19 protein-coding genes are annotated in these 21,113 nt (G+C 67.9%); 14 read left to right on the top strand and 5 right to left on the bottom strand.

Features of this window, described 5'->3' with window-relative positions; all coding sequences use genetic code 11:
* Positions 1 to 18 precede the first annotated feature (18 nt).
* Complete coding sequence (locus ABNK63_RS15285; RefSeq protein ID WP_007806603.1) at positions 19 to 312, bottom strand: co-chaperone GroES; 294 nt, start codon at positions 310 to 312, stop codon at positions 19 to 21.
* A gap of 221 nt (positions 313 to 533) precedes the next feature.
* Between ABNK63_RS15285 and cutA the strand changes: the two genes are divergently transcribed.
* The 11 genes from cutA to ABNK63_RS15340 all read left to right on the top strand — a co-directional run bounded on the left by cutA (position 534) and on the right by ABNK63_RS15340 (position 11,409).
* Positions 534 to 869 carry a divalent-cation tolerance protein CutA gene (cutA, locus tag ABNK63_RS15290; RefSeq protein WP_350016113.1) on the top strand — a complete coding sequence of 112 codons (336 nt, stop codon included), beginning with the start codon at positions 534 to 536 and terminating at the stop codon, positions 867 to 869.
* A 70-nt stretch (positions 870 to 939) separates the two neighbouring features.
* A complete protein-coding gene (locus tag ABNK63_RS15295) occupies positions 940 to 3,258 on the top strand; it encodes a protein-disulfide reductase DsbD (RefSeq protein ID WP_350016114.1) in 2,319 nt (772 codons plus the stop codon).
* Positions 3,258 to 3,797 (top strand): TlpA disulfide reductase family protein, encoded by a 540-nt coding sequence (locus ABNK63_RS15300; RefSeq protein WP_350016115.1) that lies wholly within the window; start codon positions 3,258 to 3,260, stop codon positions 3,795 to 3,797. The genes ABNK63_RS15295 and ABNK63_RS15300 overlap by 1 nt, the downstream gene beginning before the upstream one ends.
* Before the next feature lie 159 nt (positions 3,798 to 3,956).
* Entirely contained in the window at positions 3,957 to 4,409 is a 453-nt protein-coding gene (gene aroQ, locus ABNK63_RS15305; RefSeq protein WP_007806610.1) for a type II 3-dehydroquinate dehydratase, read from the top strand.
* Between the two features lie 68 nt (positions 4,410 to 4,477).
* The gene (gene accB / locus ABNK63_RS15310) at positions 4,478 to 4,942 is read left to right on the top strand and encodes an acetyl-CoA carboxylase biotin carboxyl carrier protein (RefSeq protein ID WP_007806611.1); all 465 of its coding nucleotides are present in this window, start codon (positions 4,478 to 4,480) and stop codon (positions 4,940 to 4,942) included.
* A 121-nt stretch (positions 4,943 to 5,063) separates the two neighbouring features.
* Positions 5,064 to 6,431, top strand: coding sequence for an acetyl-CoA carboxylase biotin carboxylase subunit (gene accC, locus ABNK63_RS15315; protein ID WP_007806616.1), 1,368 nt, complete (start codon positions 5,064 to 5,066; stop codon positions 6,429 to 6,431).
* Positions 6,432 to 6,621: 190 nt separating this feature from the next.
* A complete protein-coding gene (gene prmA / locus ABNK63_RS15320; RefSeq protein ID WP_007806617.1) occupies positions 6,622 to 7,521 on the top strand; it encodes a 50S ribosomal protein L11 methyltransferase in 900 nt (299 codons plus the stop codon).
* 70 nt (positions 7,522 to 7,591) lie between these two features.
* On the top strand, positions 7,592 to 8,452 hold the full coding sequence (locus ABNK63_RS15325; protein WP_350016116.1) for a zinc-ribbon and DUF3426 domain-containing protein: 861 nt from the start codon (positions 7,592 to 7,594) through the stop codon (positions 8,450 to 8,452).
* A 158-nt stretch (positions 8,453 to 8,610) separates the two neighbouring features.
* Entirely contained in the window at positions 8,611 to 8,934 is a 324-nt protein-coding gene (locus ABNK63_RS15330; RefSeq protein ID WP_050981427.1) for a helix-turn-helix domain-containing protein, read from the top strand.
* Positions 8,935 to 9,006: 72 nt separating this feature from the next.
* Complete coding sequence (purH, locus tag ABNK63_RS15335; protein ID WP_007806620.1) at positions 9,007 to 10,617, top strand: bifunctional phosphoribosylaminoimidazolecarboxamide formyltransferase/IMP cyclohydrolase; 1,611 nt, start codon at positions 9,007 to 9,009, stop codon at positions 10,615 to 10,617.
* An 81-nt stretch (positions 10,618 to 10,698) separates the two neighbouring features.
* Positions 10,699 to 11,409 carry a glutathione S-transferase gene (locus tag ABNK63_RS15340; RefSeq protein WP_007806621.1) on the top strand — a complete coding sequence of 237 codons (711 nt, stop codon included), beginning with the start codon at positions 10,699 to 10,701 and terminating at the stop codon, positions 11,407 to 11,409.
* Between the two features lie 115 nt (positions 11,410 to 11,524).
* On the opposite strand, the gene ABNK63_RS15345 is transcribed toward ABNK63_RS15340, so the two are convergent.
* A complete protein-coding gene (locus ABNK63_RS15345) occupies positions 11,525 to 12,055 on the bottom strand; it encodes a DUF2782 domain-containing protein (RefSeq protein ID WP_350016117.1) in 531 nt (176 codons plus the stop codon).
* A gap of 159 nt (positions 12,056 to 12,214) precedes the next feature.
* Between ABNK63_RS15345 and polA the strand changes: the two genes are divergently transcribed.
* The 3 genes from polA (at position 12,215) to ABNK63_RS15360 (ending at position 17,832) form a co-directional block, all read left to right on the top strand.
* On the top strand, positions 12,215 to 14,977 hold the full coding sequence (gene polA / locus ABNK63_RS15350) for a DNA polymerase I (RefSeq protein WP_007806623.1): 2,763 nt from the start codon (positions 12,215 to 12,217) through the stop codon (positions 14,975 to 14,977).
* A gap of 314 nt (positions 14,978 to 15,291) precedes the next feature.
* Positions 15,292 to 15,510, top strand: a complete 219-nt coding sequence (locus ABNK63_RS15355; protein WP_350016118.1) for a hypothetical protein — start codon at positions 15,292 to 15,294, stop codon at positions 15,508 to 15,510.
* Positions 15,511 to 15,582: 72 nt separating this feature from the next.
* Positions 15,583 to 17,832 carry an ATP-dependent DNA helicase gene (locus tag ABNK63_RS15360; RefSeq protein WP_350017229.1) on the top strand — a complete coding sequence of 750 codons (2,250 nt, stop codon included), beginning with the start codon at positions 15,583 to 15,585 and terminating at the stop codon, positions 17,830 to 17,832.
* Between the two features lie 5 nt (positions 17,833 to 17,837).
* On the opposite strand, the gene ABNK63_RS15365 is transcribed toward ABNK63_RS15360, so the two are convergent.
* Genes ABNK63_RS15365 through ABNK63_RS15375 form a run of 3 tightly spaced genes read right to left on the bottom strand, consistent with a single transcriptional unit; the run spans position 17,838 to position 21,071 of the window.
* Positions 17,838 to 19,094 carry a heme biosynthesis HemY N-terminal domain-containing protein gene (locus ABNK63_RS15365; protein WP_350016119.1) on the bottom strand — a complete coding sequence of 419 codons (1,257 nt, stop codon included), beginning with the start codon at positions 19,092 to 19,094 and terminating at the stop codon, positions 17,838 to 17,840.
* Positions 19,091 to 20,242: a uroporphyrinogen-III C-methyltransferase gene (locus ABNK63_RS15370; RefSeq protein ID WP_350016120.1), complete on the bottom strand. Its 1,152-nt coding sequence runs from the start codon at positions 20,240 to 20,242 to the stop codon at positions 19,091 to 19,093. Before ABNK63_RS15370 ends, ABNK63_RS15365 begins: the two co-directional genes overlap by 4 nt.
* 58 nt (positions 20,243 to 20,300) lie before the next feature.
* Positions 20,301 to 21,071, bottom strand: coding sequence for a uroporphyrinogen-III synthase (locus tag ABNK63_RS15375; protein ID WP_007806633.1), 771 nt, complete (start codon positions 21,069 to 21,071; stop codon positions 20,301 to 20,303).
* Positions 21,072 to 21,113 lie beyond the last annotated feature (42 nt).

Consider the following 21,113-nt stretch of genomic DNA (forward strand, 5'->3'; position numbering starts at 1 on the left):
CACCAGGCTCCAGTTCAATCAGCCCTCGATAACAGCCACGATGTCGTCTTCCTTCAGGAACACGAGCTCTTCGCCGTCGATCTTGATTTCCTGGCCGGCGTACTTGCCGAACAGCACCACGTCGCCGGCCTTGAGCGACATCGGACGGACCTTGCCGTCGGCCATGATCAGGCCGGTACCGGCGGCGACGACCTTGCCGCGGGTCGGCTTTTCGGTGGCGCTGTCGGGGATCACGATGCCGCCGGCGGAGACGCGCTCTTCTTCGAGGCGCTTGACGATGACGCGGTCATGCAGGGGACGCAGTGTGCTCATGGAGGACTCCAGCTGGTTCAAACAGTTGATGGACAAGGTCTTGCAGAGCCCGGACGGCGGCTCTGTTAGCACTCGATGGTAATGAGTGCCAATTCTACGCAGATAGCATCCCGCAGCAAGAGTGTTCGTACGCGGGGATGCACAGCAGATTGGGCGAACCCGGCAGCGTTTCAAGGGCGCGCCGGTGAATCACCTCGCGCAAGCTCGGCTACGCTGCCGGCATGACCACGACCGATCCCGCCACCGTCCTGCTCTGCCACTGCAGCTGCCCCGACCAGGCCTGCGCCCGCCAACTCGCCGAAACGCTGGTGGGCGAACGGCTGGCCGCCTGCGTCAACCAGCTGCCCGGCGTGCAATCGACCTATCGCTGGCAAGGTGCCGTCACCACCGACAGCGAGGTGTTGCTGCTGATCAAGACCACCGCCGGTCGTTTCGAGGCGCTGCAGGCGCGACTGCTGCAGTTGCACCCTTACGAACTGCCGGAACTGGTCGCGGTGCCCGTGACTCACGGTCACGACGCCTATCTGGACTGGGTGCGTGCCAACGTCGCAGGGTGATTCGCGGCGACTGGGCCATAATGGGCATCCACCCGCGCGGCGCGCGGGCCGCACTGTTCCCGGAGTCGTGATGCGATCAATGCTTGCCGGCCGGATGGCCGTTCGCCTGCTGATCGGGCTGAGTCTGCTGTTTGCCATGTTGCCCGCGTTCGCCCAGGACACGGCCGAACTGCTGCCGGTGACCGAGGCCTACAAGCTCAGCGCCGATGCCGGTACGCCCGGCGTGTTGAAGCTGCACTGGACGATCGCGCCGGACTATTACCTCTACCGCGGCCGCATGAAGTTCAAGGGTGGCGATGGTGTCAGCCTGGGCGCAGCGCAGTTGCCCGACGGCGAGAAGCACCACGACGAATACCTCGGTGACGTGGAGACCTATCACCACGGCGTCGACGCCAGCATTCCGTACACCGTGGCCGCCGGCACCGATCGCCTGCGGATCAGCGTGCAATACCAGGGCTGCCACGAAGTCGATCCGAAGATCTGCTACCCGCCGCATACCGAGAAGCTCGACTTGCCGCTGCCCGCCGATGGCGCCGCCGCGGCGGCCCCCGTCGCCGGCTCGCTGGGCGCCGCGCTCGGCCAGCTCGGCAGCAACAGGATCGAGGCCGTGGCGGGCACGGTCGGCGCGCCGCTGCCCGCCGAACAGGCCTTCCGTTTCGAGGCACTGGTGCAGAACCCGCACCAGCTACTGCTGCGCTGGACGATGCCCAGGGGTTACTACCTGTATCGCGACCAGACCACGCTGAAACTCGAAAACGCCGGCGGCCTCGCCCTGAAGCCCGCCTGGCCGGCCGGTACCGCCCACCACGACGAGCACCACGGCGACGTCACCGTGTATTTCGACCAGGTCGAGCTGCCGGTGACGATCGAGGGCGATCTCGGCGAGGCCAGAGCGCTGACCCTGCTGGCCAGTTTCCAGGGTTGCCAGGACGGGGGCCTGTGCTATCCGCTGATGACCCGCCGCGTGAACCTCGATCTCGGCAGTGGCGCCACCGTCACCGGCCAGACCGGCGCAACCGCGCCGGAGCTGCCACCGGGCAATGCCGACTCGGTTCCGGCCGACTCGGTTCCGGCCGACTCGGTTCCGGCCGACTCGGTTCCGGCCGACTCGGTTCCGGCCGACTCGGTTCCGGCCGACTCGGCTCCGGCTGACTCGGTTCCGGCCGGCCCGGCGCCGCTGCAAGTGAGCCTGATCGCCGCCCTGTTGCTGGCGCTGGGCGGCGGCCTGGTGCTGAACCTGATGCCCTGCGTGCTGCCGGTGTTGTCGATCAAGGCCGTCAGCGTGCTGGAAAGCGCGGAAAGCCACGCCGCGGCGCGCCGCCACGCACTGTTCTATACCGCTGGCGTGCTGTGCAGTTTCGCGGCACTCGGCCTGGGCATCCTGGCGCTGCGCACCGCCGGACATGCGCTGGGCTGGGGCTCGCAACTGCAACAACCCGTGGTGGTCGGCGTACTCGCCTGCCTGATGCTGGCGGTCGGCCTGTCGATGTCCGGCGTGGTGCAGTTCGGCGCCTCGCTGGGCAATACCGGCGCCAGCCTCGCCGCGCGCTCCGGTCCGGCCGGCGACTTCTTCACCGGCGTGCTGGCCGTGGTGGTGGCCAGCCCGTGCACCGCGCCGTTCATGGGCAGTGCGCTGGCTTATGCCTTCGCCGCGCCGATGGCCTCGGCCCTGCTGGTGTTCCTGATGCTGGGCATCGGACTGGCGCTGCCGTTCCTGGCGGTGGGCTTCGTTCCGGCGCTGGGCCGGCTGCTGCCGCGGCCGGGACGCTGGATGGAAACGCTGAAGCAGGTGCTCGCCTTCCCGATGTACCTCACCGCCGCGTGGCTGGTCTGGGTGCTGGCCAACCAGCGCGGCGCCGACGCGGTCGGCCTGGTGCTGGTGGCGATGGTGCTGCTGGCGATGACCCTGTGGTGGTTCGAGCGCAGCCGCTCGCGCGGCGCGATCAGCAAGCTCGCGGTGGTGGTGCTGGCCATCGCCACCGTGGTGCCGATGGCCCTGCTCGCCCAGGTGCCGCCGCGGTCGGCCAGCGCGGCGACCGAGGAAGGCGTGGTCGCCTACAGTCCGGAAAAACTGGCCAGCCTGCGCACCGCCGGCACGCCGGTATTCGTCGACATGACCGCCGACTGGTGTGTCACCTGCAAGGCGAACGAGCACACCGTGCTGGACACCACTGCCTTCCACGACCTGCTCAGGCGCACCGGCACGGTCTACATGAAAGGCGACTGGACCGACGTCAACCCGACCATCAGCGCCTTCCTGCAGCAATACCATTCGCCCGGCGTGCCGCTGTACGTGGTCTTCCCGAAGAATGGCGGTCCCGGAAAACAGCTGTCCACCGTGCTGACCCGCTCGATGGTCGAGCAGGCACTGACGGAAGCGGCACGCTGATGTTCAGTCGAAGCAACTGGACCATTCTCGGCCTGGCCGTGCTGGCCGCCGCGATCGGTGGCTACACGCAACACCATCTGCAGAAGGCTCCGGCCGCACCGGTGACCACCGCGGCTTCGACCCTCATCGGCCAGCCGTTGCCGACGCTGAGCCTGCCCGACCTGGATGGCAGGCTGCATGATCTGGGCGAGTATCGCGGACGTCGCGTATTGATCAATCTGTGGGCCAGCTGGTGCCTGCCCTGCCTGCAGGAAATGCCGGCGCTGGTCAAAGTCCAGAGGAAGTTCGGTGATCGTGGGGCGATCGTGATCGGAATTGCGCTTGACCAACCGGCTCACGTTCAAGCCTTTTTGGCCGCACATCCGGTGAATTACCCGATCTTGATCGGCCCACCGGAATCACCGGACGCTTCGGTGAAACTGGGAAATACCCGAAATAATCTCCCTTACAGCGTGCTTGTCGCCGACGATGGACGCATTTTGGCCACACATGAAGGGGCGATGACGCCCGATCAGATGGAGCAGTGGCTGGCGCGCTGATCCGCGCGTCACCCGAAGGCGGCTGACATACGGTTACGCACGGGAACCCTGTGCTTCTCCGCCAAACATCGCCGATCTGCGGCGAACTGGACAAGACTGCTGGCGGCGCGCACACTGCGCCCGTTCCGGGGCGTCCGGACGCGGTCTTGGACAATGACGTTGGCGAAGATCCTGGTCCTGCACGGACCCAACCTCAATCTGCTGGGCGCCCGCGAACCTGAGATCTACGGTCGCGAGACGCTGACCGACATCAACCAGCAACTGGCCGGGCGCGCACAAGCCGCGGGGCACGAACTGGTCTGGTTCCAGTCCAACGCCGAGCATGAACTGATCGGGCGGGTGCACCAGGCCCGCGACGATGGCACGGCGATGATCCTGTGCAACGCCGGCGCATTCACGCACACCAGCATCGCGCTGCGCGATGCGTTCGCCGCCACGGCCATTCCGTTCATCGAGGTGCACCTGTCCAACGTCTTTGCCCGCGAGCCGTTCCGCCACCACTCCCATCTTTCCGACATCGCGGTCGGCGTGATCTGCGGGTTCGGTGGCAACAGCTACCGGCTGGCGCTGGACGCGACGCTGCAAAGACTGCAAACCGCCGCCACGGCCTGAGCGCCGGCGACAACTCAACGTATTTTTCCAGCCACCTGCGCGTGGCATGACTGACAAAGGCTGATCCGATGGATTTGCGCAAAATCAAGAAGCTGATCGACTTGCTCGAGGAATCCAACCTCGCCGAACTGGAGATCAAGGAGGGCGAGGAAGTCGTCCGCCTGTCGCGCGTGCCGAAGAACGCCGCGCCGGTCGCCACCGCCCCGGCGGTTGCCGTCGCCCCGGTCGCCGTCGCGGCTCCCCCGCCGGTGGCGGCCGCCGCGGCAGAGCCGGCGCCGTCCTCGCCGGCATTGCCCGCCGGCACCGTGATCAAGGCGCCGATGGTCGGCACCTTCTACGCCTCGGCCACCCCGGGCACGCCCGCCTTCGTCAAGATCGGCCAGCAGGTCAAGGCCGGCGAGACGCTGGGCATCATCGAGGCGATGAAGATGTTCAACCAGATCGAAGCCGAAGTCGCCGGCACCGTCCAGGCGATCCTGGTCGAGAACGGCCAGCCGGTGGAATTCGACGAACCGATGTTCGTGATTGCCTGATGATCGAGCGGGAACGGGGAACCGGGAACGGGGAACGGAAAGATCAATGGCGCGCACTCGCAGCTGCTGACTTTTCGGTTCCCCGTTCCCCGTTCCCGGTTCCCCGCTCTTTGGAGCTCCCATGCTAGAAAAAGTCGTCATCGCCAATCGTGGCGAAATCGCGTTGCGCGTGCTGCGCGCCTGCCACAGTCTGGGCATCAAGACCGTGGCGGTGCATTCCACGGTGGATCGCAACCTCAAGCACGTCGGCCTGGCCGACGAGTCGATCTGCATCGGCCCGGGGCCGTCGGTCGACAGCTATCTCAACATCCCGCGGATCATCGCGGCGGCGGAGATCACCGACGCCCAGGCGATCCACCCGGGTTACGGATTCCTGTCCGAGCGCGCGGATTTCGCCGAGCAGGTCGAGCAGTCCGGCTTCATCTTCATCGGCCCCACCGCCGACGTGATCCGCCTGATGGGCGACAAGGTCGAGGCGATCAAGGCGATGAAGGCGGCCGGCGTGCCGTGCGTGCCCGGCTCCGGCGGCCCGCTGGGCGAGGACGTCGACACCAACATCAAGATCGCCCGCGAAATCGGCTATCCGGTGATCATCAAGGCCGCCGGCGGCGGCGGTGGCCGCGGCATGCGCGTGGTGCGCACCGAGGCGCACCTGGGCAATTCCATCGTGATGACCAAGCAGGAGGCCAAGGCGGCTTTCGGCAACGACGTGGTCTACATGGAGAAATTCCTGGAGAACCCGCGCCACGTGGAAATCCAGGTGCTGGCCGACGGCCAGGGCAACGCGATCCACCTGGGCGAACGCGACTGCTCGATGCAGCGCCGCCACCAGAAAGTGGTCGAGGAAGCGCCCGCGCCCGGCATCACGCCCGAACTGCGCGCCGAGATCGGCAAGGTCTGCGTGGATGCCTGCATCCGCATCGGCTATCGCGGCGCCGGCACGTTCGAGTTCCTGTTCGAGAACGGCCGCTTCTACTTCATCGAGATGAACACCCGCATCCAGGTCGAGCACCCGGTGACCGAGTGGATCACCGGCGTCGACCTGGTCCGCGAGCAGCTGCTGATCGCCGGCGGCGAGAAGCTGTCGATCAGGCAGGAAGACATCGTGATCCGCGGCCACTCGATCGAGTGCCGCATCAACGCCGAGGACCCGGACACCTTCATGCCGAGCCCGGGCACGGTGAAACGCTTTGAGGCGCCGGGCGGCCCGGGTGTGCGCGTCGACACGCACCTGTACGACGGCTACCGCATTCCGCCGAACTACGACTCGATGATCGGCAAGCTGATCGTGCACGGCCCCGACCGCGCCACCGCGATCGCCCGCATGCAGCTGGCGCTGGCGGAAACCGTGATCGAAGGGGTGAAGTGCAACATCCCGCTGCAGCAGAAGATCATGGCCGACGTCGGCTTCCAGCATGGCGGGCAGAACATCCATTACCTCGAAAAGCGCATGGCCGAGCAGAAAGAGAAGGCCGGCCCGTCTCAATAAAGCAACGCGCTTCTTGCGTTTGCCTCCTCTCCCCCCGGGGAGAGGATTGTGACCGGAGGAAATCCCCTTGCGGGAAGGTGAGGGGTCGGACTTGCAGCATGCCCGATCAAACCCGCTCATACACACATCACCGCTAGCCCCGCCCCTCACACCAGCCCTCTCCCACAAGGGAAGAGGGGGACATCACCCCATGCCTTTTCTCGAACTCTCCCTGGTCGTCCGCCTTGAACAGCAACCCGGCGCGGAAGAAGCGCTGGAGGATCTCGGCGCGCTGTCGATCACCTTGCGCGACGCCGATGCCGAAACGCCGGACGAACAGGCGATCTTCGAACCCGGCGTGGGCGAGTTGCCGCTGTGGTCGACGATCACGCTGAATGCGCTGTTCGATGAAGACGCCGACCGCCGCGGCCTGGCCGCGGCGCTGGGTGAACTGTTGCCATGGCTGGAACCGGAGCAGCTGAGTTTCAGCGAGGTCGCCGACCAGAACTGGGAACGCGTCTGGATGGACCAGTTCAAGCCGATGCCGTTCGGCCGGCGCCTGTGGATCTATCCGTGGAACATCGAACCGCCGGTTGACGACGACCTCGTCGTGGTCCGGCTCGACCCCGGCCTCGCCTTCGGCAGCGGCACCCATCCCACCACGGCCCTGTGCCTGGAATGGCTGGACGGCCTCGACCTCGACGGCAAGACCATCACCGACTACGGCTGCGGCTCGGGCATCCTGGCGATCGCCGCGCTGAAACTCGGCGCGGCCAGTGCGGTCGGCGTCGACAACGATCCGCAGGCACTGGTCGCCTCGGCCGACAACGCCGGGCGCAACGGCGTGGACAACCAGCTCGCGCTGTTCCTGCCGCAGGACGTGGACGCCCCGCCAGCAGACGTGTTCATCGCCAACATCCTGGCCGGTCCGCTGGGCGAGCTCGCGCCCACCTTCGCCGCCGCCGCCAAGCCGGGCGCGCCGTTCGCGATCTCCGGCATCCTCGCCGGCCAGCAGGACGAACTGCTGCAGCGCTACGCCGAGTGGTTCGAGGATCTGCGGGTGGACACGCGCGAAGACTGGGTGCGCATCAGCGGACGCCGCCGCGGCTGAAACTTGGATGCAGGCTTGGCGGCGCGATCAGCCTGCTAAGCTTGGCCGATACCGATTCAAAACGGCCTGCATGTATACCCAATGCCCCGAATGCCTGTCCGTGTTCTCGCTGGATGCGCCGACACTCGCCAAGGCGCACGGCCATGTCGTGTGCGGCCATTGCCATGCCGGTTTCGACAGCCTGGCCACGCTCGCCGAACAGCTGCCGCCTGAACCGTTCGTCGAGTTGCCGCTGAACGAACCCGCATTCGAACCACCGCTGCTCGACCTGGTGATCTATCGCCCGCGACCGGAGCCGACGCCTGTCGTCGTGCTCGGCGAGGCGCCAGTCGCGGCGGCGGCGGCCACTCCCGTGGAGGACTTCTCGCAACTGGTGTTTGCGCCGCGCTTTGCACGCGAGCCGAAGGCCCGGGCGCCGAAGCGAACGGAACGAAGGGAACGGCGGCACCTGTCGTCATCGGACGAACGGCGCTGGCCATGGGTACTGGCCTGCAGCCTGCTGACATTGTCGCTCGGCGTCCAGCTGGCCTGGGCCAAGCGCAACGACCTGATCCGCGATCCGCTCACCGGCGGCTGGCTGCGCAGCGCCTGCGCGACTATGGGCTGCGAGCTGCCGCTGGTCGCCGCACCGGAACGGCTGCGGTTGCTGGCCAGCAACGTGCAGGCGCACCCGAGTGTCGCCCACGCGCTGATGATCAGCGCCAGCGTGCGCAACGATGCCGCCTTTGCCCAGCCGTACCCGGTGCTGACGATCACCTTGTCGAACGCGCAGGGCCAGCGCATCGCGATGCGCCGGCTGCAGCCGGAGGAGTACCTGGACGACACCTCGATCCTGCGCAGCGGGCTGGCGCCCGGGGGCACGGCGGTGCTGCTGCTGGAGGTGGAGGACCCGGGCGACAGCGCGGTGGCGTTCGAGATCGGTTTCGAATGAAGGCATCCCTGGTACTTAAAATTATCCGCCCGCGCGGGTAGACTCGACTCTTCGCGTCTGCATGCCTCGACCGCATGCAACAGGCGCCACGAAGCACCAGCATCATCCATAACCATTCGCGACGGCCCATGCAGTCGTCGTTTCGTACGTGAGGGAAAATGTCCGTGAATGCCGTAAGACTGCCTGCTGCCGAGCCCGCCAGAGCGGCCTCGTCGCAGAACGCAGGTTCGCCTGGCGCCAGCCACCATGGCCAGAGCGCCCTGAGCGAATGTGTCACCCGCACGGTGCGCCGCTATCTCGCCGATATCGGTGACACCGAGTGTGCCGAAGGCCTGCACGCGCTGGTGCTGCGGGAAGTCGAGGTGCCGCTGTTGCGCGAGGTGCTGGCCTTCCACGACGGCAATCAGAGCCGCGCCGCCAGCGCGCTCGGCATCAACCGCGCCACCCTGCGCAAGAAGCTGGCCGCGCACGGCCTGCTGTAATTCCCACCCGCAAAAGCCGGCCTGCGTTTGGCCGGCTATAATGACCGGCTTTCCCTCTACGGAAACCCGCTCATGCCCGCTCCCCAGCTCGTCCCGGTTCGTCGCGCCCTGCTCAGCGTCTCCGACAAGACCGGCCTGATCGACCTGGGACGACGCCTCGCCGCGAAAGGCATCGAACTGCTCTCCACCGGTGGCAGCGCGAAGGCGCTGCGCGAAGCGGGCATCGCGGTCACCGACGTCAGCGACGTCACCGGTTTCCCTGAAATCATGGACGGCCGGGTCAAGACCCTGCACCCGAACGTGCACGGCGGCCTGCTCGGTCGCCGCGGCACCGACGACGCGGTGATGGCCGAACTCGGCATCGCGCCGATCGATCTGCTGGTGCTGAACCTTTATCCGTTCGAGGCCACGGTGGCGAGGCCGGACTGCACCCTGGAGCAGGCGATCGAGAACATCGACATCGGTGGCCCGGCGATGCTGCGTTCGGCGGCGAAGAACTGGAACGACGTGGGCGTGCTGACCTCGCCCGGGCAGTACGACGCGGCGCTGGCCGAGATCGAACAGCACGGCGGCCTGACCCGCGCCACCCGCTTCAGTCTGGCGGTAACTGCATTCAACAACGTGTCGAACTATGACGGCGCGATCAGCGATTACCTGTCGGGCCTGCAACTGGACGAGACGCAGCAGACGATCGCCGGCCACGCCACCTTCCCCGCGCAGATCAACGGCCGCTTCACCAAGCTGATGGACCTGCGCTACGGCGAAAACCCGCACCAGCAGGCAGCGTTCTACAGCGACCTGCACCCCGCTGCCGGCACGCTGGCCACCTTCCGGCAGCTGCAGGGCAAGGAGCTTTCGTTCAACAACATCGCCGATGCCGATGCTGCGTGGGAATGCGTGCGCAGCTTCGTCAAGCCGGCCTGCGTGATCGTCAAGCACGCCAACCCCTGCGGCGTGGCGGTGAGCCTGGACGGCATCGGCAAGGCCTACGACCTGGCCTTCCAGACCGATCCCACGTCCGCCTTCGGCGGCATCATCGCGTTCAACCGCGAAGTGGATGGCGCCACCGCGAAGGCGATCGTCGAGCGCCAGTTCGTCGAGGTGGTGCTGGCGCCGGCGTATGCGGACGAAGCGCTCAAGGCGTTCCACAAGAAAGGCAACGTGCGCGTGCTGGTCATTCCGATTCCCGAGGACGGCAACCTGCTCGGCGCGCATCCGGGCGGCCATTCCAAGCGCGTGGGTTCGGGCCTGCTGATCCAGAGCGCCGACACCGGCATGATCACCGCCGCCGACCTCAAGGTGGTGACCCGCAAGGCGCCCACCGAGGCGCAGATCCACGACCTGATCTTCGCCTGGAAGGTGGCCAAGTTCGTCAAGTCCAACGCCATCGTCTACGCCCGCGATCGCCAGACCATCGGCATCGGCGCCGGCCAGATGAGCCGCGTGTACAGCGCGAAGATCGCCGGCATCAAGGCCGCCGACGAGAATCTCGAAGTGCGTGGTTCGGTGATGGCATCGGATGCGTTCTTCCCGTTCCGCGACGGCATCGACGCGGCGGCCGCCGCCGGCATCAGCGCGGTGATCCAGCCGGGCGGCTCGATGCGCGATGCCGAAGTGATCGCCGCTGCCGACGAGCACGACATGGCGATGGTGTTCACCGGGATGCGCCACTTCCGTCACTGAACATGACGGAAGCAGATCCGGCATTGAGTCCGGGCGCGGACGGGCGCACGCTCGGCATCCACCCTCACGCGGGAGGCTGCCATGCATTATCAGCTGTTCTACTGGAGCGGCATCCAGGGTCGCGGCGAGTTCGTGCGGCTGGCGCTGGAGGATGCCGGCGCCCCGTATGACGACATCGCCCGCGAGCAGGGCGACGACGTCATGGTGCAGTATCTCGACGGTGTCCACGACGGTCCACTGCCGTTTGCACCGCCCTTCCTCAAGGCCGGCCGATTGCTGATCGCGCAGACGGCGAACATCCTGCACCATCTCGGGCCGCCGCTCGACCTGGTGCCGGACAGCGAGAGCCGCCGGCTGCTTGCGCAGCAGTTGCAGCTGACCATCGCCGACCTGGTCGCCGAAGTGCACGACTCGCATCATCCGATCGCGGGCAGCCTGTACTACGAAGAGCAGCGCAGCGAAGCCGTCCGCCGTGCCGCGGACCTGCGCGAGACCCGGCTGCCGAAATACCTCGACTACTTCGAACAGGTGCTGGAACGCAGCGGCGGGCATCACCCCCTGCATGCGCACTCGTACGTCGACCTGTCGCTGTTCCAGCTGATGAGCGGGCTGGAGTATGCGTTTCCGCGGGCGATGCTGCGCATCGGCCGGCAACTGCCGCTGTTGCGGGCACTGAAGGAGCGGGTGGCGCAACGACCTCGCGTCGCCGCGTATCTCGCCTCGCCACGACGCCTGCCGTTCAACGAGAGCGGCATCTTCCGGCACTATCCGGAACTGGACGACCCGGCCTAGGCGACCCGGGCGAACAGCGCCGAGCCCGGTGCGAACAGCAACCAGCCTTCACGCAGCTGCCCAGGACATCCTCACGACCGGCACCGGCCTGGCCGGGTGCCGGTGGAGCGCGCCGTCAGTGACCGCTGTCGTTCGGCGTGGCTTCGTCCGACTCTGCCGGGGGCCGCGCCTTGCCCCACTCCAGCACCTTGTACATCACCGGGCCCACCGGTTTCTGGCCATGCTCGTCGACCAGCCGACCCTGCGGGTCGACCATGTAGGTCTGGGCGATGCCGCTTTTCGGCGTGATCACCACCATGTAGACACGGCCGTTGCGGCTGTATTCCTGGATGCTGTTGTCGCCTTCCTGGTGCACCCGCACTTCCGGCGTCACTTCGTCGCGCGGATGCCGCGCGCCGTCGTCGTGCATCGCCGGCAGGGCCTGCGGCTTCAGGTTGAGGGACTTTGCGGGCGCGCTGGCGGCAGCGGCGCTCTTCGTCGCGGTCTTTTTTGCCGTCGGCGGACTGACGGCTTTCACTCCCGGGTCGTTGAGGCCAGGCGGCGGTGGCACGTTCGTCGATGGAGCGGATTGCGCCAACGCACTCGAGCCCGGCAGGCTCACTGCGAACAGGAAGCTGGCGGCAGCCAGCACGGCAACGGTCTTCATGGCGGCAACCTCGTTCGGGGAGGGCAGCATAGCAGCGCGATGCACCCGCTTTCGTGAAGCGCGGCGTTTCGCCCTGCATGCGAGAATGGCCGGCACTCTTCCCCGGGCCCGCCGGCCTGCAACGCCGGTGCGGCTGTTCCGCCCAGGTCACCATTGCCCATGCCCAAGCTCATCCTCATCGACGGCTCTTCCTATCTGTACCGCGCCTTCCATGCGCTGCCGCCGCTGACCAATGCGCAAGGCGAGCCCACCGGCGCGCTGTTCGGCGTGGTCAACATGCTGCGTGCCACGCTGAAGGCGAAGCCGGAGTACCTGGCTTTCGTCAGCGACGCACCCGGGCCGACCTTCCGCGACGCGCTGTACGACCAGTACAAGGCGAATCGCCCGCCGATGCCGGACGACCTGCGCGCCCAGGTCGAGCCGATGCTGGCAATCGTCGGCGCGCTGGGCTTTCCGATCCTGCGCGTGGGCGGGGTCGAGGCCGATGACGTGATCGGCACGCTGGCGATGCAGGCGCATGAGCTGGGCATCGAGGTGGAGGTGTCCACCGGCGACAAGGACATGGCCCAGCTGGTTGGCCCCCACGTCACCCTGGTCAACACCATGAGCAACACGGTGATGGACAGCAACGGCGTGATGGAGAAATTCGGCGTGCGGCCGGATCAGATCATCGACTTCCTCGCGCTCACCGGCGACGCCATCGACAACGTCCCGGGCGTGCCCAAGTGCGGCCCCAAGACCGCCGCGAAATGGCTGGCCGAATACGATTCGCTGGACGGCGTGATCGCCAACGCGGACAAGATCGGCGGCAAGATCGGCGAGAGCCTGCGCGAAGCGCTGCCGCGGCTGCCGCTGTCGCGGGAGCTGGTCACCATCAAGACCGACGTGCCGCTGGAATTCGGTCCCACCGAACTGGCCCAGCGCGACGCCGACGTGGCGCAGCTGCGCGAGCTGTACACGCGCTACGAGTTCAAGGCCGCGCTGAAGGAGCTGGATGGCCAGGAGCCGGGCATCGGGCATCCCGCAGGGGGACTTCCTGACGGTCGCCCGGCACCCGGCATCGATCAAGCCACGGCCGCCGGGAGCCCTGCCGCGCCTGATGCGGCATTGTCCGCGCCGGGTGACTACGAACTGGTCACCACCCGGCCGCAGTTCGACGCCTGGTTGGAAAAACTCCGCGGTGCCGAACTGATCGCCTTCGACACCGAAACCACCAGCATCGACGCGATGCGCGCGGACATCGTCGGCATCAGCTTGGCGGTGGAGCCGGGCAAGGCCTGCTACATCCCGCTGGGCCACGACTATCCCGGCGCGCCGAAGCAGCTCGACCGCGAAGAGGTGCTGGCTGCGCTGAAGCCGGTCTTCGAGGATCCATCGCGGCCCAAGCTCGGCCAGCACGCGAAGTACGACATCAACATCCTGGCGCACTACGGCATCGCGGTGCAGGGGCTGGCGCACGACTCGATGCTCGAATCCTACGTGTGGAACGCCACCGCCACGCGCCACGACATGGACTCGCTGGCGAAGAAATACCTGGGCTACGAGACGATCAAGTACGAACAGGTCGCCGGCAAGGGCGCGAAGCAGATTTCATTCTCCCAGGTGGACCTGGACACCGCCTGCCGCTATGCCGCCGAGGATGCCGACATCACCCTGCGCCTGCACCATGCGCTGTGGCCGAAGCTGGAGAGCGTGCCGTCCTTGCGCGACGTGTACCGGGACATCGAGATTCCGCTGGTGCCGGTACTGGCCGAGATGGAACGCCGCGGCGTGCTGATCGACGGCGACGAACTGCGTCGGCAGAGTCAGCAGCTGGGCAAGCGCATGCTGGAATTGCAGCAGCAGTCGTACGCGCTGGCCGGACGCGAGTTCAACCTGGATTCGCCCAAGCAGTTGCAGGCGGTGCTGTTCGACGAGCTCGGCCTCGAAGCGAAACTGAAGACGCCCACCGGCCAGCCTTCCACCAATGAGGAAGCGCTGGAGGCGATCGCCGAGACCCACGAGCTGCCGCGGCTGATCCTCGACTACCGCGGCCTGGCCAAGCTGCGCAGCACGTACACCGACAAACTGTCAGGCATCGTCAATCCGCGCACGGGCCGCGTGCACACCAGCTACCACCAGGGTTCGGTGGCGACCGGTCGGATCTCTTCCTCCGACCCGAACCTGCAGAACATCCCGGTGCGTACCGAAGAGGGCCGGCGCATCCGCCAGGCCTTCATCGCGCCACCCGGCTGGAAGGTGATGGCGGCGGACTATTCGCAGATCGAGCTGCGCATCATGGCCCACCTGTCCGGCGACGAAGGCCTGCTGCGCGCGTTCCACTCCGGCGGTGACGTGCATCGCGCCACCGCGGCCGAAGTGTTCGGCGTGGCGCCGGAGGAGATCACCACCAACCAGCGCCGCGCGGCCAAGGCGATCAACTTCGGCCTGATGTACGGCATGAGTGCGTTCGGCCTGGCCCGCCAGCTCGGCGTGGAACGCGGCGAGGCCGGCGACTACATGGGCCGCTACTTCTCGCGCTACCCCGGCGTGCGCGCGTTCATGGATGCCACCCGCGAACAGGCCCACCGCGACGGCTACGTGGAAACCATCTTCGGCCGCCGGCTCTATCTGGAGAACCTCAACGCTCGCAACGCAGGCTTGCGCCAGGGCGCCGAGCGCGCCGCGGTGAACGCACCGATGCAGGGCAGCGCGGCCGACATCATCAAGCGCGCGATGATCGCGGTGGCCACGTGGCTGAAGGATCGCGACGACGCACACATGCTGATGCAGGTGCACGACGAACTGGTGTTCGAGGTGCGCAGCGAGGCGATCGAGGAAGTGCGGGCGGCCGTGGTCGAACGGATGTCCGGCGCCGCGGCACTGGCGGTGCCGCTGCTGGTCGACGTGGGCGTGGGCGCCAACTGGGACGAGGCGCATTGAGCGGCGTTCCCGTTAATTTTCCATGAGACTGAATCGCTCGTAAATTTCTCTGCAACCCTTGCAACTTTTTCGATCCACCCCACTCTAATCCCACGGATGCACGCAACGGCATCCGCGGCGCGCTCACCTCCCTGAGCCGCCACAGGCACGAACCTCTCCCCTGGGTCTTCGTGTCTGCCCCGCCCCGGAGGCTCCCCCTAGCCTCCGGGGCTTTTTTTGCCCGCCGTCCATCCGCCGGCCTGCCGCCTCGCCTGTACGTTTCATGCACACCGGCGCACGGCATACTCCCGGGCACACTCACCAAGGGGAACACCATGCGCACAGGTCTGATCATCGTCGGCATCATCCTCATTGCCGCGGGTATCTGGGTGGTGGCCGGCCATGCCTTCTACCAGGACACCGACACCCTGGTGCAGGTCGGTTCGGCCAAGCTCACCGCCACCCACGACAAGGGCGTGCCGCAATGGATCGGCATTGCCGGCATCGTGGTCGGCGCGTTGCTGGCGCTTGGCGGCTTCATGCATAAGCGCTGACGGCGACCATGCGCCAGCCGGAAACCGCCGCCTTCGCGGCGGTTTTCCTTTGTGCCCACTACAATGGGCACGATGGATGTCTCGTACCTGATCGACCCGCTCAACGACGCGCAGCGCGAAGCCGTCTGCGCCCCTCCCGGCCATTACCTGGTGCTCGCCGGCGCCGGCTCGGGCAAGACCCGCGTGCTGACCCACCGCATCGGCTGGCTGACCCAGGCCGAACGCGTGCCGCCGTGGGCGATCCTCGCCGTCACCTTCACCAACAAGGCAGCGGGCGAGATGCGCGCGCGGCTGGAGGCGCTGATCCCCGGCGGCACCCAGGGCCTCACCGTGGGCACCTTCCACGGCATCGCGCACCGGCTGCTGCGGCGGCACTGGCGCGAGGCGGGCTTGCCGGAGACGTTCCAGATCCTCGATTCGGACGACCAGCTGCGGCTGGTGAAACGGGTGGTCGCCGGGCTGGGCCTGGATGACGCGAAGTACCCGCCGCGGCAGGCCATGTGGCAGATCAACCACTGGAAGGACGAAGGCAGGCGCCCGGACGGCATCGAGCATCGCGATCACCCGGTCACGCAGACCTTCGTCAACATCTACAAGGCCTACGAGGACGCCTGCCGCCGTGCCGGCCTGGTCGATTTCGGCGAGCTGCTGCTGCGCGCGCACGAATTGTGGCTGAAGCATCCCGCCGTGCTGGAGCACTACCAGCAACGCTGGCGCCACCTGCTGGTCGACGAGTTCCAGGACACCAACACGCTGCAATACGCCTGGATCCGCGTGCTGGCCGGCGCCACCGGCCAGGTCTTCGCGGTCGGCGACGACGACCAGTCGATCTACGGCTGGCGCGGCGCCAGGGTGGAGAACATGACGCAGTTCCTGCGCGACTTCCCTGGCGCCCGCACGATCAAGCTGGAACAGAACTACCGCTCCACCTCGACCATCCTGAAAGCCGCCAACAGCGTGATCCAGCGCAACGGCAGTCGCCTGGGCAAGGAGTTGTGGACGGCCGGCGACGACGGCGAACGCATCGCGCTGTACGCGGCGTACAACGAGCAGGACGAGGCGCGCTTCGTGATCGAGCGCATCCGCGAGTACATCGACGAGCACGGCTCGGCGAAGGACTGCGCGATCCTGTATCGGTCCAACGCGCAATCGCGCAACTTCGAGGAACAGCTGGTCCAGCGCAACATCGGCTACCGCGTCTACGGCGGCCAGCGCTTCTTCGAGCGCGCCGAGGTCAAGGACGCGCTGGCCTATCTGCGCCTCACCGCGAACCGGCACGACGACGCCGCGTTCGAGCGCGCGGTGAACACCCCGCCCCGTGGCATCGGCGATCGCACGCTGGATGTGCTGCGCCGCCGCGCCCGCCACGATGATACGTCGATGTGGGAAGCGGCGCTGCTCGAATTGGCCGGCGGCAGCGAACTGGCCGGGCGGGCGAAGAACGCGGTGAAGGCGTTCCTGGCGCTGGTCGACGGGATGGCGCGCAGCTTCGCGGGAATCGGAGAAGCCGATGCTGCGCTTCCCGCTGTTGATCCTCCCATGCCCGACTCCCCATTGCCGATTCCCGGCCTCACCCTGGCCGAACAGATCGACCACGCGATCACCCACACCGGCTTGCGCGATTTCTACGAGAAGGACTCGCGGGGCAACGCCGAGTCGCGGGTGGAAAACCTGGACGAACTGGTCAACGTGGCCAGCCGCTTCGAGCGCACCGCCGAGGACATCGACGCGGGCCTGAGCGAACTCTCCGCGTTCCTGTCCCACGCCACCCTGGAAGCGGGCGAGAACCAGGGCGAAGCCTGGGACGATTGCGTGCAGCTGATGACGCTGCACTCGGCCAAGGGGCTGGAGTTCCCGGTGGTGTTCCTGGTCGGCATGGAGGAAGGCCTGTTCCCCAGCCAGCGTTCGGTCGACGACGAAGGCCGGCTGGAGGAGGAACGCCGGCTCGCCTACGTCGGCATCACCCGCGCCCGCGAAAGGCTGGTCGTCACCCACGCCGAATCGCGTCGCATGCACGGCACCGAGATGCTGGCGCGACCGTCGCGTTTCCTCGGCGAGATGCCGGCCGAACTGATCGACGAAGTGCGCCCGCGCGTGCACGTGACCCGACCGATGTACAGCGGCCGTCCGCGCGAAACATCGTCCTCGCTGGAAGAAACGCTGCCGGTGAAGCTCGGCCAGCGCGTCAGCCATCCCAGTTTCGGCGAAGGCGTGGTGGTCAGCGCCGAGGGCAGCGGGGCGCACACCCGTCTGCAGATCAATTTCGAAGGCGTGGGCAGCAAGTGGCTGGTGGCCGCCTACGCGAATCTGACGGCGCTGTAGCGGCGTTACCCGGGCAAGCGCGGCAGCCCGTGCGCGTCACGCTCCTCGATCGCGACCGGATGCGTGTCCGGCTGCATCGGATTGGCGGTCTGCGCCAGCGGCGTGACGACGTCACCACGGGTGAACGCCAGCGCGTTGCGATAGCAGCGTTGCGCCTGGGCGGGGTCGCCCTGGCCGGCGAAGGTGTCGCCCAGGGCTTCCCACGCGGCGGCGCCCGGCGCCAGCGCCAGGGAGCGCTGCAGGTACTGATGGGCCTTGCCCCAGACTTTCAGTCGCACGCACATGCGGCCCAGCGTGAGCAGCAGGTTGGCGTCGTTCGGATGCGCATCCAGCCAGCCTTCGGCGCGACGCAGGCGCGCCTCGACGTCATCGCCGGACAGGCTGCCGTAGGTTTCGATCAGCAGCGGCGACCACTCGCGGCGCAGCGCGGATTCCACTTCATCCATGGCCGGCAGGGTCAGGCCGAAGCCGGCGGCGCGACGCGCGTAGGCATCGATCACGGCCGGCACCCGCCGCTGCGGCTTGGGCCATTGCGACCACATCGCGTTCAACGTGGCTCCGTCGGGCGCGGCGTTCAGCGTGGCAACCAGCACCTGCGCCTCCAGCACGGCGTAGGCACGATGGCCCAGCGCGCCGCTCTTCTGCAGCGGCGCCAGCGCCTCGCGGGCGCGCCGGGTGTCGCCGGTGGCCAGCGCGGCCTGGACCAGTTCGCGCCAGCCGCCGGGAGTCAGCGTGCCCTTGTCCGACTCGGGCAGCAGCAGGGCCAGCGCTTCGGCCGGCTTGCCTTCGCGACGCAGCACGCGGGCACGCAGCACGCGCGCGGCCTGCGGTACCGACTGCGCCGCCTGGTCCAGCGCCTCCAGCGCGCGGCCGGGTTCGCCGCGGCGCGAAGCGGCTTCGGCCGAGGCGAGCAGGGCCGGACCACGCAGGCTGTCCAGCCGCGAGGCACGATTGAGATCACGTTCGGCATCGCCGTGGCGACCTTCGATCAGCGCGATCAGACCCGCGCCGAGGCGCTGCTGGCTGAGCCGCCGATGCCGCCGCGAGAGCGCACCGAACGGCCAGCGCAGCAGCCGCCACAAGCTGGTCAGCACGGCCCACGCCAGCAGCAGGATCACCAGTGCGGCGACCACCGTGGTTTCGATCCTCCAGCCACGCAGGCGCAGCAGCACGTAGCCGGGGTCCTCCGCCACCCAGTGCCAGCCGAATGCGGCCAGCGCGGCGGCGAGCACCGCCAGCAACACCCCGTACCAGAGCCTCATGGCTGGGCCTCGGCCGGCGCTGCGCTGCTGGACGGTGCCGGGCCCAGTGCATGCACCGCGCGCAGGTTGCGCAGTTCGGTCAGCGCGGCGCCGAGCTGCACCGACGGCTTCGCCGGCAATTGCGCCGCCAGTTGCCGCAGCGTGGCGCGCGCCTGCTGCACGGCAGGCGCGGCGGCGTCGAACTGGCTGGCCAGGGTGGCGTCCGCGCGCTGCAGGGCCGCAGCATAGTCCTTGCTGTCGTAGGCCAGCAGCGCCGCCTGTGCCTGGGCCAGGTCGAGCGTCGCCAGTTCGCGGGCAAGACGCGCGTCGGCGACGGCCAGCGGTGCGCCGTTGTCGCGCTGCACGCTGACCACGCTGGCCAGCGCGCGACGAATCCGCGACCAGGTGTCGGTGCCGCCGGCGGTGCCGCTGTCCAGCGGCTTCAGCGGCAGCGTGGCCAGCTCGCCACGCAAGGCCAGCAACTGTTGCAGGGCGGCGGCCTGGCTGGCCGGCTGGCTCCTGGCCAGGGCCTCGCGCTCGGCCTCGATGCTCTGGCGCAGCCCACCGAATGCGCCATCGTTGACCGCGGCCAGGGTCTGGTCGGCCAGCGCATAAGCCGCCGCCGCGCCCTGCGCGTCGTGGAACAGCGTGTAGCGTTCGCTGGCCATGCGCAGCAGCGATTCGGTTTCGTCCAGCAGCATGCCGTCATGGCCACTGAGGCTCTTCTCGGCAAGCCTGGCCACTGCGTCCTCGACATGGCGGGTGCGTTCGGCCTGACCCAGCAGCTCCTCGCGCAGCGAACGGTTGACCTGGGCTGCATCGTCCAGCCGCTGGTTGAGGCTGCTGCGCTGTTCGCTCATGGCGGTGAGGGAGGTTTCCAGGGTCTCCACGCGCTGCTGCAGGCTGGCCACGTTCCGCGTGTCGACCGCCGCGCCCTGCTCCTGCTGCCACTGGCGCCAGCCGACGTAGCCGGACGCGCCAGCCGCGACCAGCGCCAGCAGGATCGCCAGCGCCAGCGTGCCACTACCGCGGGGACCCGGTGCAGGGCGATGGGAAGCCGGCCGTGACGGACGCAGCGGCGGCTCGACCGGCACCGCATCGGGCGCGACGGGTGCGGAACGGGCGCCCTCGGGCGCGGCGGGCTCGTTGGGCATGTCGTGGTTGCTCATGAGCGCATGCTAGCAGCCCATACGCGCGCGTTCGTAGCAGGCGGATGTGAAGATTCGCTCAACCCGCGGTAGCGGCCTCGGCCAGCAGATCGGCCGACACGGCCGAAGCCGCCACGCGGATGCGCTGGAACCCGGCCGCCCGCGCCGCCTCGGCCAGGCGTTCGCTGCTGACCACCGCAGTGGCCGCGCACAATCGCGCCCATGCCGGCGCCGGCAGCAACTGCTGCAGGTTGTGCAAAGCCTCGGCGCTGGACAGCAATACCCGCGCCGAGGCGGGCAGCTGCAGCAGCGCTTCCGCGTGACGGCGATCGAGTCGCGGCGGCACGCGATGGTAGACCTGCAGCTCGCGCAGGCGCGCACCCCGCGCCGCGAGCTGCTCGCGCAACACGCCGCGTCCGCCCGGCGCGCCGATCAAGGCCACCCGGCGGCCGCGCAACGACTGCAACTGGGAAAGTTCCAGCAGCCCCTCGCTGTCCTGCCGGCGCGGTGCCAGCGGTGCAGCAACACCGTGTCGACGCAGGGCCTGCGCGGTGCCCTGGCCCACCGCCAGGACGCACGCGGTGGTGCGCAGCGGCAGCAGCGCCGCCGCATGGCGGACGGCGGCAGGGCTGGTGAACACGATCAATTCGTCGCCCAGGGCGGCGCACAGGCCGGCGCGTACCGCGTCCGCATCGGGTGCGGCACGCAAGCCCATTCCGGGCAGGCGCAACGGCACGCCGCCCAGCACACGCACCTTCCGCGCCAGCGCGGAAGCGGTGCCCGCCGGACGGGTGATCACCACGATCCGGCCATGCAGGCCTGGGGTTTTCCGGCTGGATGGTCGCTGCATCCGCGCACCGCGCACGCTTACTGTCATGGCTCCAGTGTAGCG

It is taken from the genome of Rhodanobacter sp. IGA1.0, assembly GCF_040208325.1.
GTDB classification, from domain to species: Bacteria; Pseudomonadota; Gammaproteobacteria; order Xanthomonadales; family Rhodanobacteraceae; genus Rhodanobacter; species Rhodanobacter spathiphylli.

What these genes read in the sequence shown, in the direction of transcription:
- ABNK63_RS15340 (WP_007806621.1), top strand. Translation starts at nt 10,699, where the DNA reads ATGCATTATCAGCTGTTCTACTGGAGCGGCATCCAGGGTCGCGGCGAG.
- ABNK63_RS15295 (WP_350016114.1), top strand. Translation starts at nt 940, where the DNA reads ATGCGATCAATGCTTGCCGGCCGGATGGCCGTTCGCCTGCTGATCGGG.
- ABNK63_RS15370 (WP_350016120.1), bottom strand. Translation starts at nt 20,242, where the DNA reads ATGAGCAACCACGACATGCCCAACGAGCCCGCCGCGCCCGAGGGCGCC.
- purH (WP_007806620.1), top strand. Translation starts at nt 9,007, where the DNA reads ATGCCCGCTCCCCAGCTCGTCCCGGTTCGTCGCGCCCTGCTCAGCGTC.
- accB (WP_007806611.1), top strand. Translation starts at nt 4,478, where the DNA reads ATGGATTTGCGCAAAATCAAGAAGCTGATCGACTTGCTCGAGGAATCC.
- ABNK63_RS15375 (WP_007806633.1), bottom strand. Translation starts at nt 21,071, where the DNA reads ATGCAGCGACCATCCAGCCGGAAAACCCCAGGCCTGCATGGCCGGATC.
- prmA (WP_007806617.1), top strand. Translation starts at nt 6,622, where the DNA reads ATGCCTTTTCTCGAACTCTCCCTGGTCGTCCGCCTTGAACAGCAACCC.
- ABNK63_RS15330 (WP_050981427.1), top strand. Translation starts at nt 8,611, where the DNA reads ATGTCCGTGAATGCCGTAAGACTGCCTGCTGCCGAGCCCGCCAGAGCG.
- ABNK63_RS15300 (WP_350016115.1), top strand. Translation starts at nt 3,258, where the DNA reads ATGTTCAGTCGAAGCAACTGGACCATTCTCGGCCTGGCCGTGCTGGCC.
- ABNK63_RS15345 (WP_350016117.1), bottom strand. Translation starts at nt 12,055, where the DNA reads ATGAAGACCGTTGCCGTGCTGGCTGCCGCCAGCTTCCTGTTCGCAGTG.
- ABNK63_RS15360 (WP_350017229.1), top strand. Translation starts at nt 15,583, where the DNA reads ATGGATGTCTCGTACCTGATCGACCCGCTCAACGACGCGCAGCGCGAA.
- ABNK63_RS15355 (WP_350016118.1), top strand. Translation starts at nt 15,292, where the DNA reads ATGCGCACAGGTCTGATCATCGTCGGCATCATCCTCATTGCCGCGGGT.
- cutA (WP_350016113.1), top strand. Translation starts at nt 534, where the DNA reads ATGACCACGACCGATCCCGCCACCGTCCTGCTCTGCCACTGCAGCTGC.
- accC (WP_007806616.1), top strand. Translation starts at nt 5,064, where the DNA reads ATGCTAGAAAAAGTCGTCATCGCCAATCGTGGCGAAATCGCGTTGCGC.
- polA (WP_007806623.1), top strand. Translation starts at nt 12,215, where the DNA reads ATGCCCAAGCTCATCCTCATCGACGGCTCTTCCTATCTGTACCGCGCC.
- ABNK63_RS15325 (WP_350016116.1), top strand. Translation starts at nt 7,592, where the DNA reads ATGTATACCCAATGCCCCGAATGCCTGTCCGTGTTCTCGCTGGATGCG.
- ABNK63_RS15285 (WP_007806603.1), bottom strand. Translation starts at nt 312, where the DNA reads ATGAGCACACTGCGTCCCCTGCATGACCGCGTCATCGTCAAGCGCCTC.
- ABNK63_RS15365 (WP_350016119.1), bottom strand. Translation starts at nt 19,094, where the DNA reads ATGAGGCTCTGGTACGGGGTGTTGCTGGCGGTGCTCGCCGCCGCGCTG.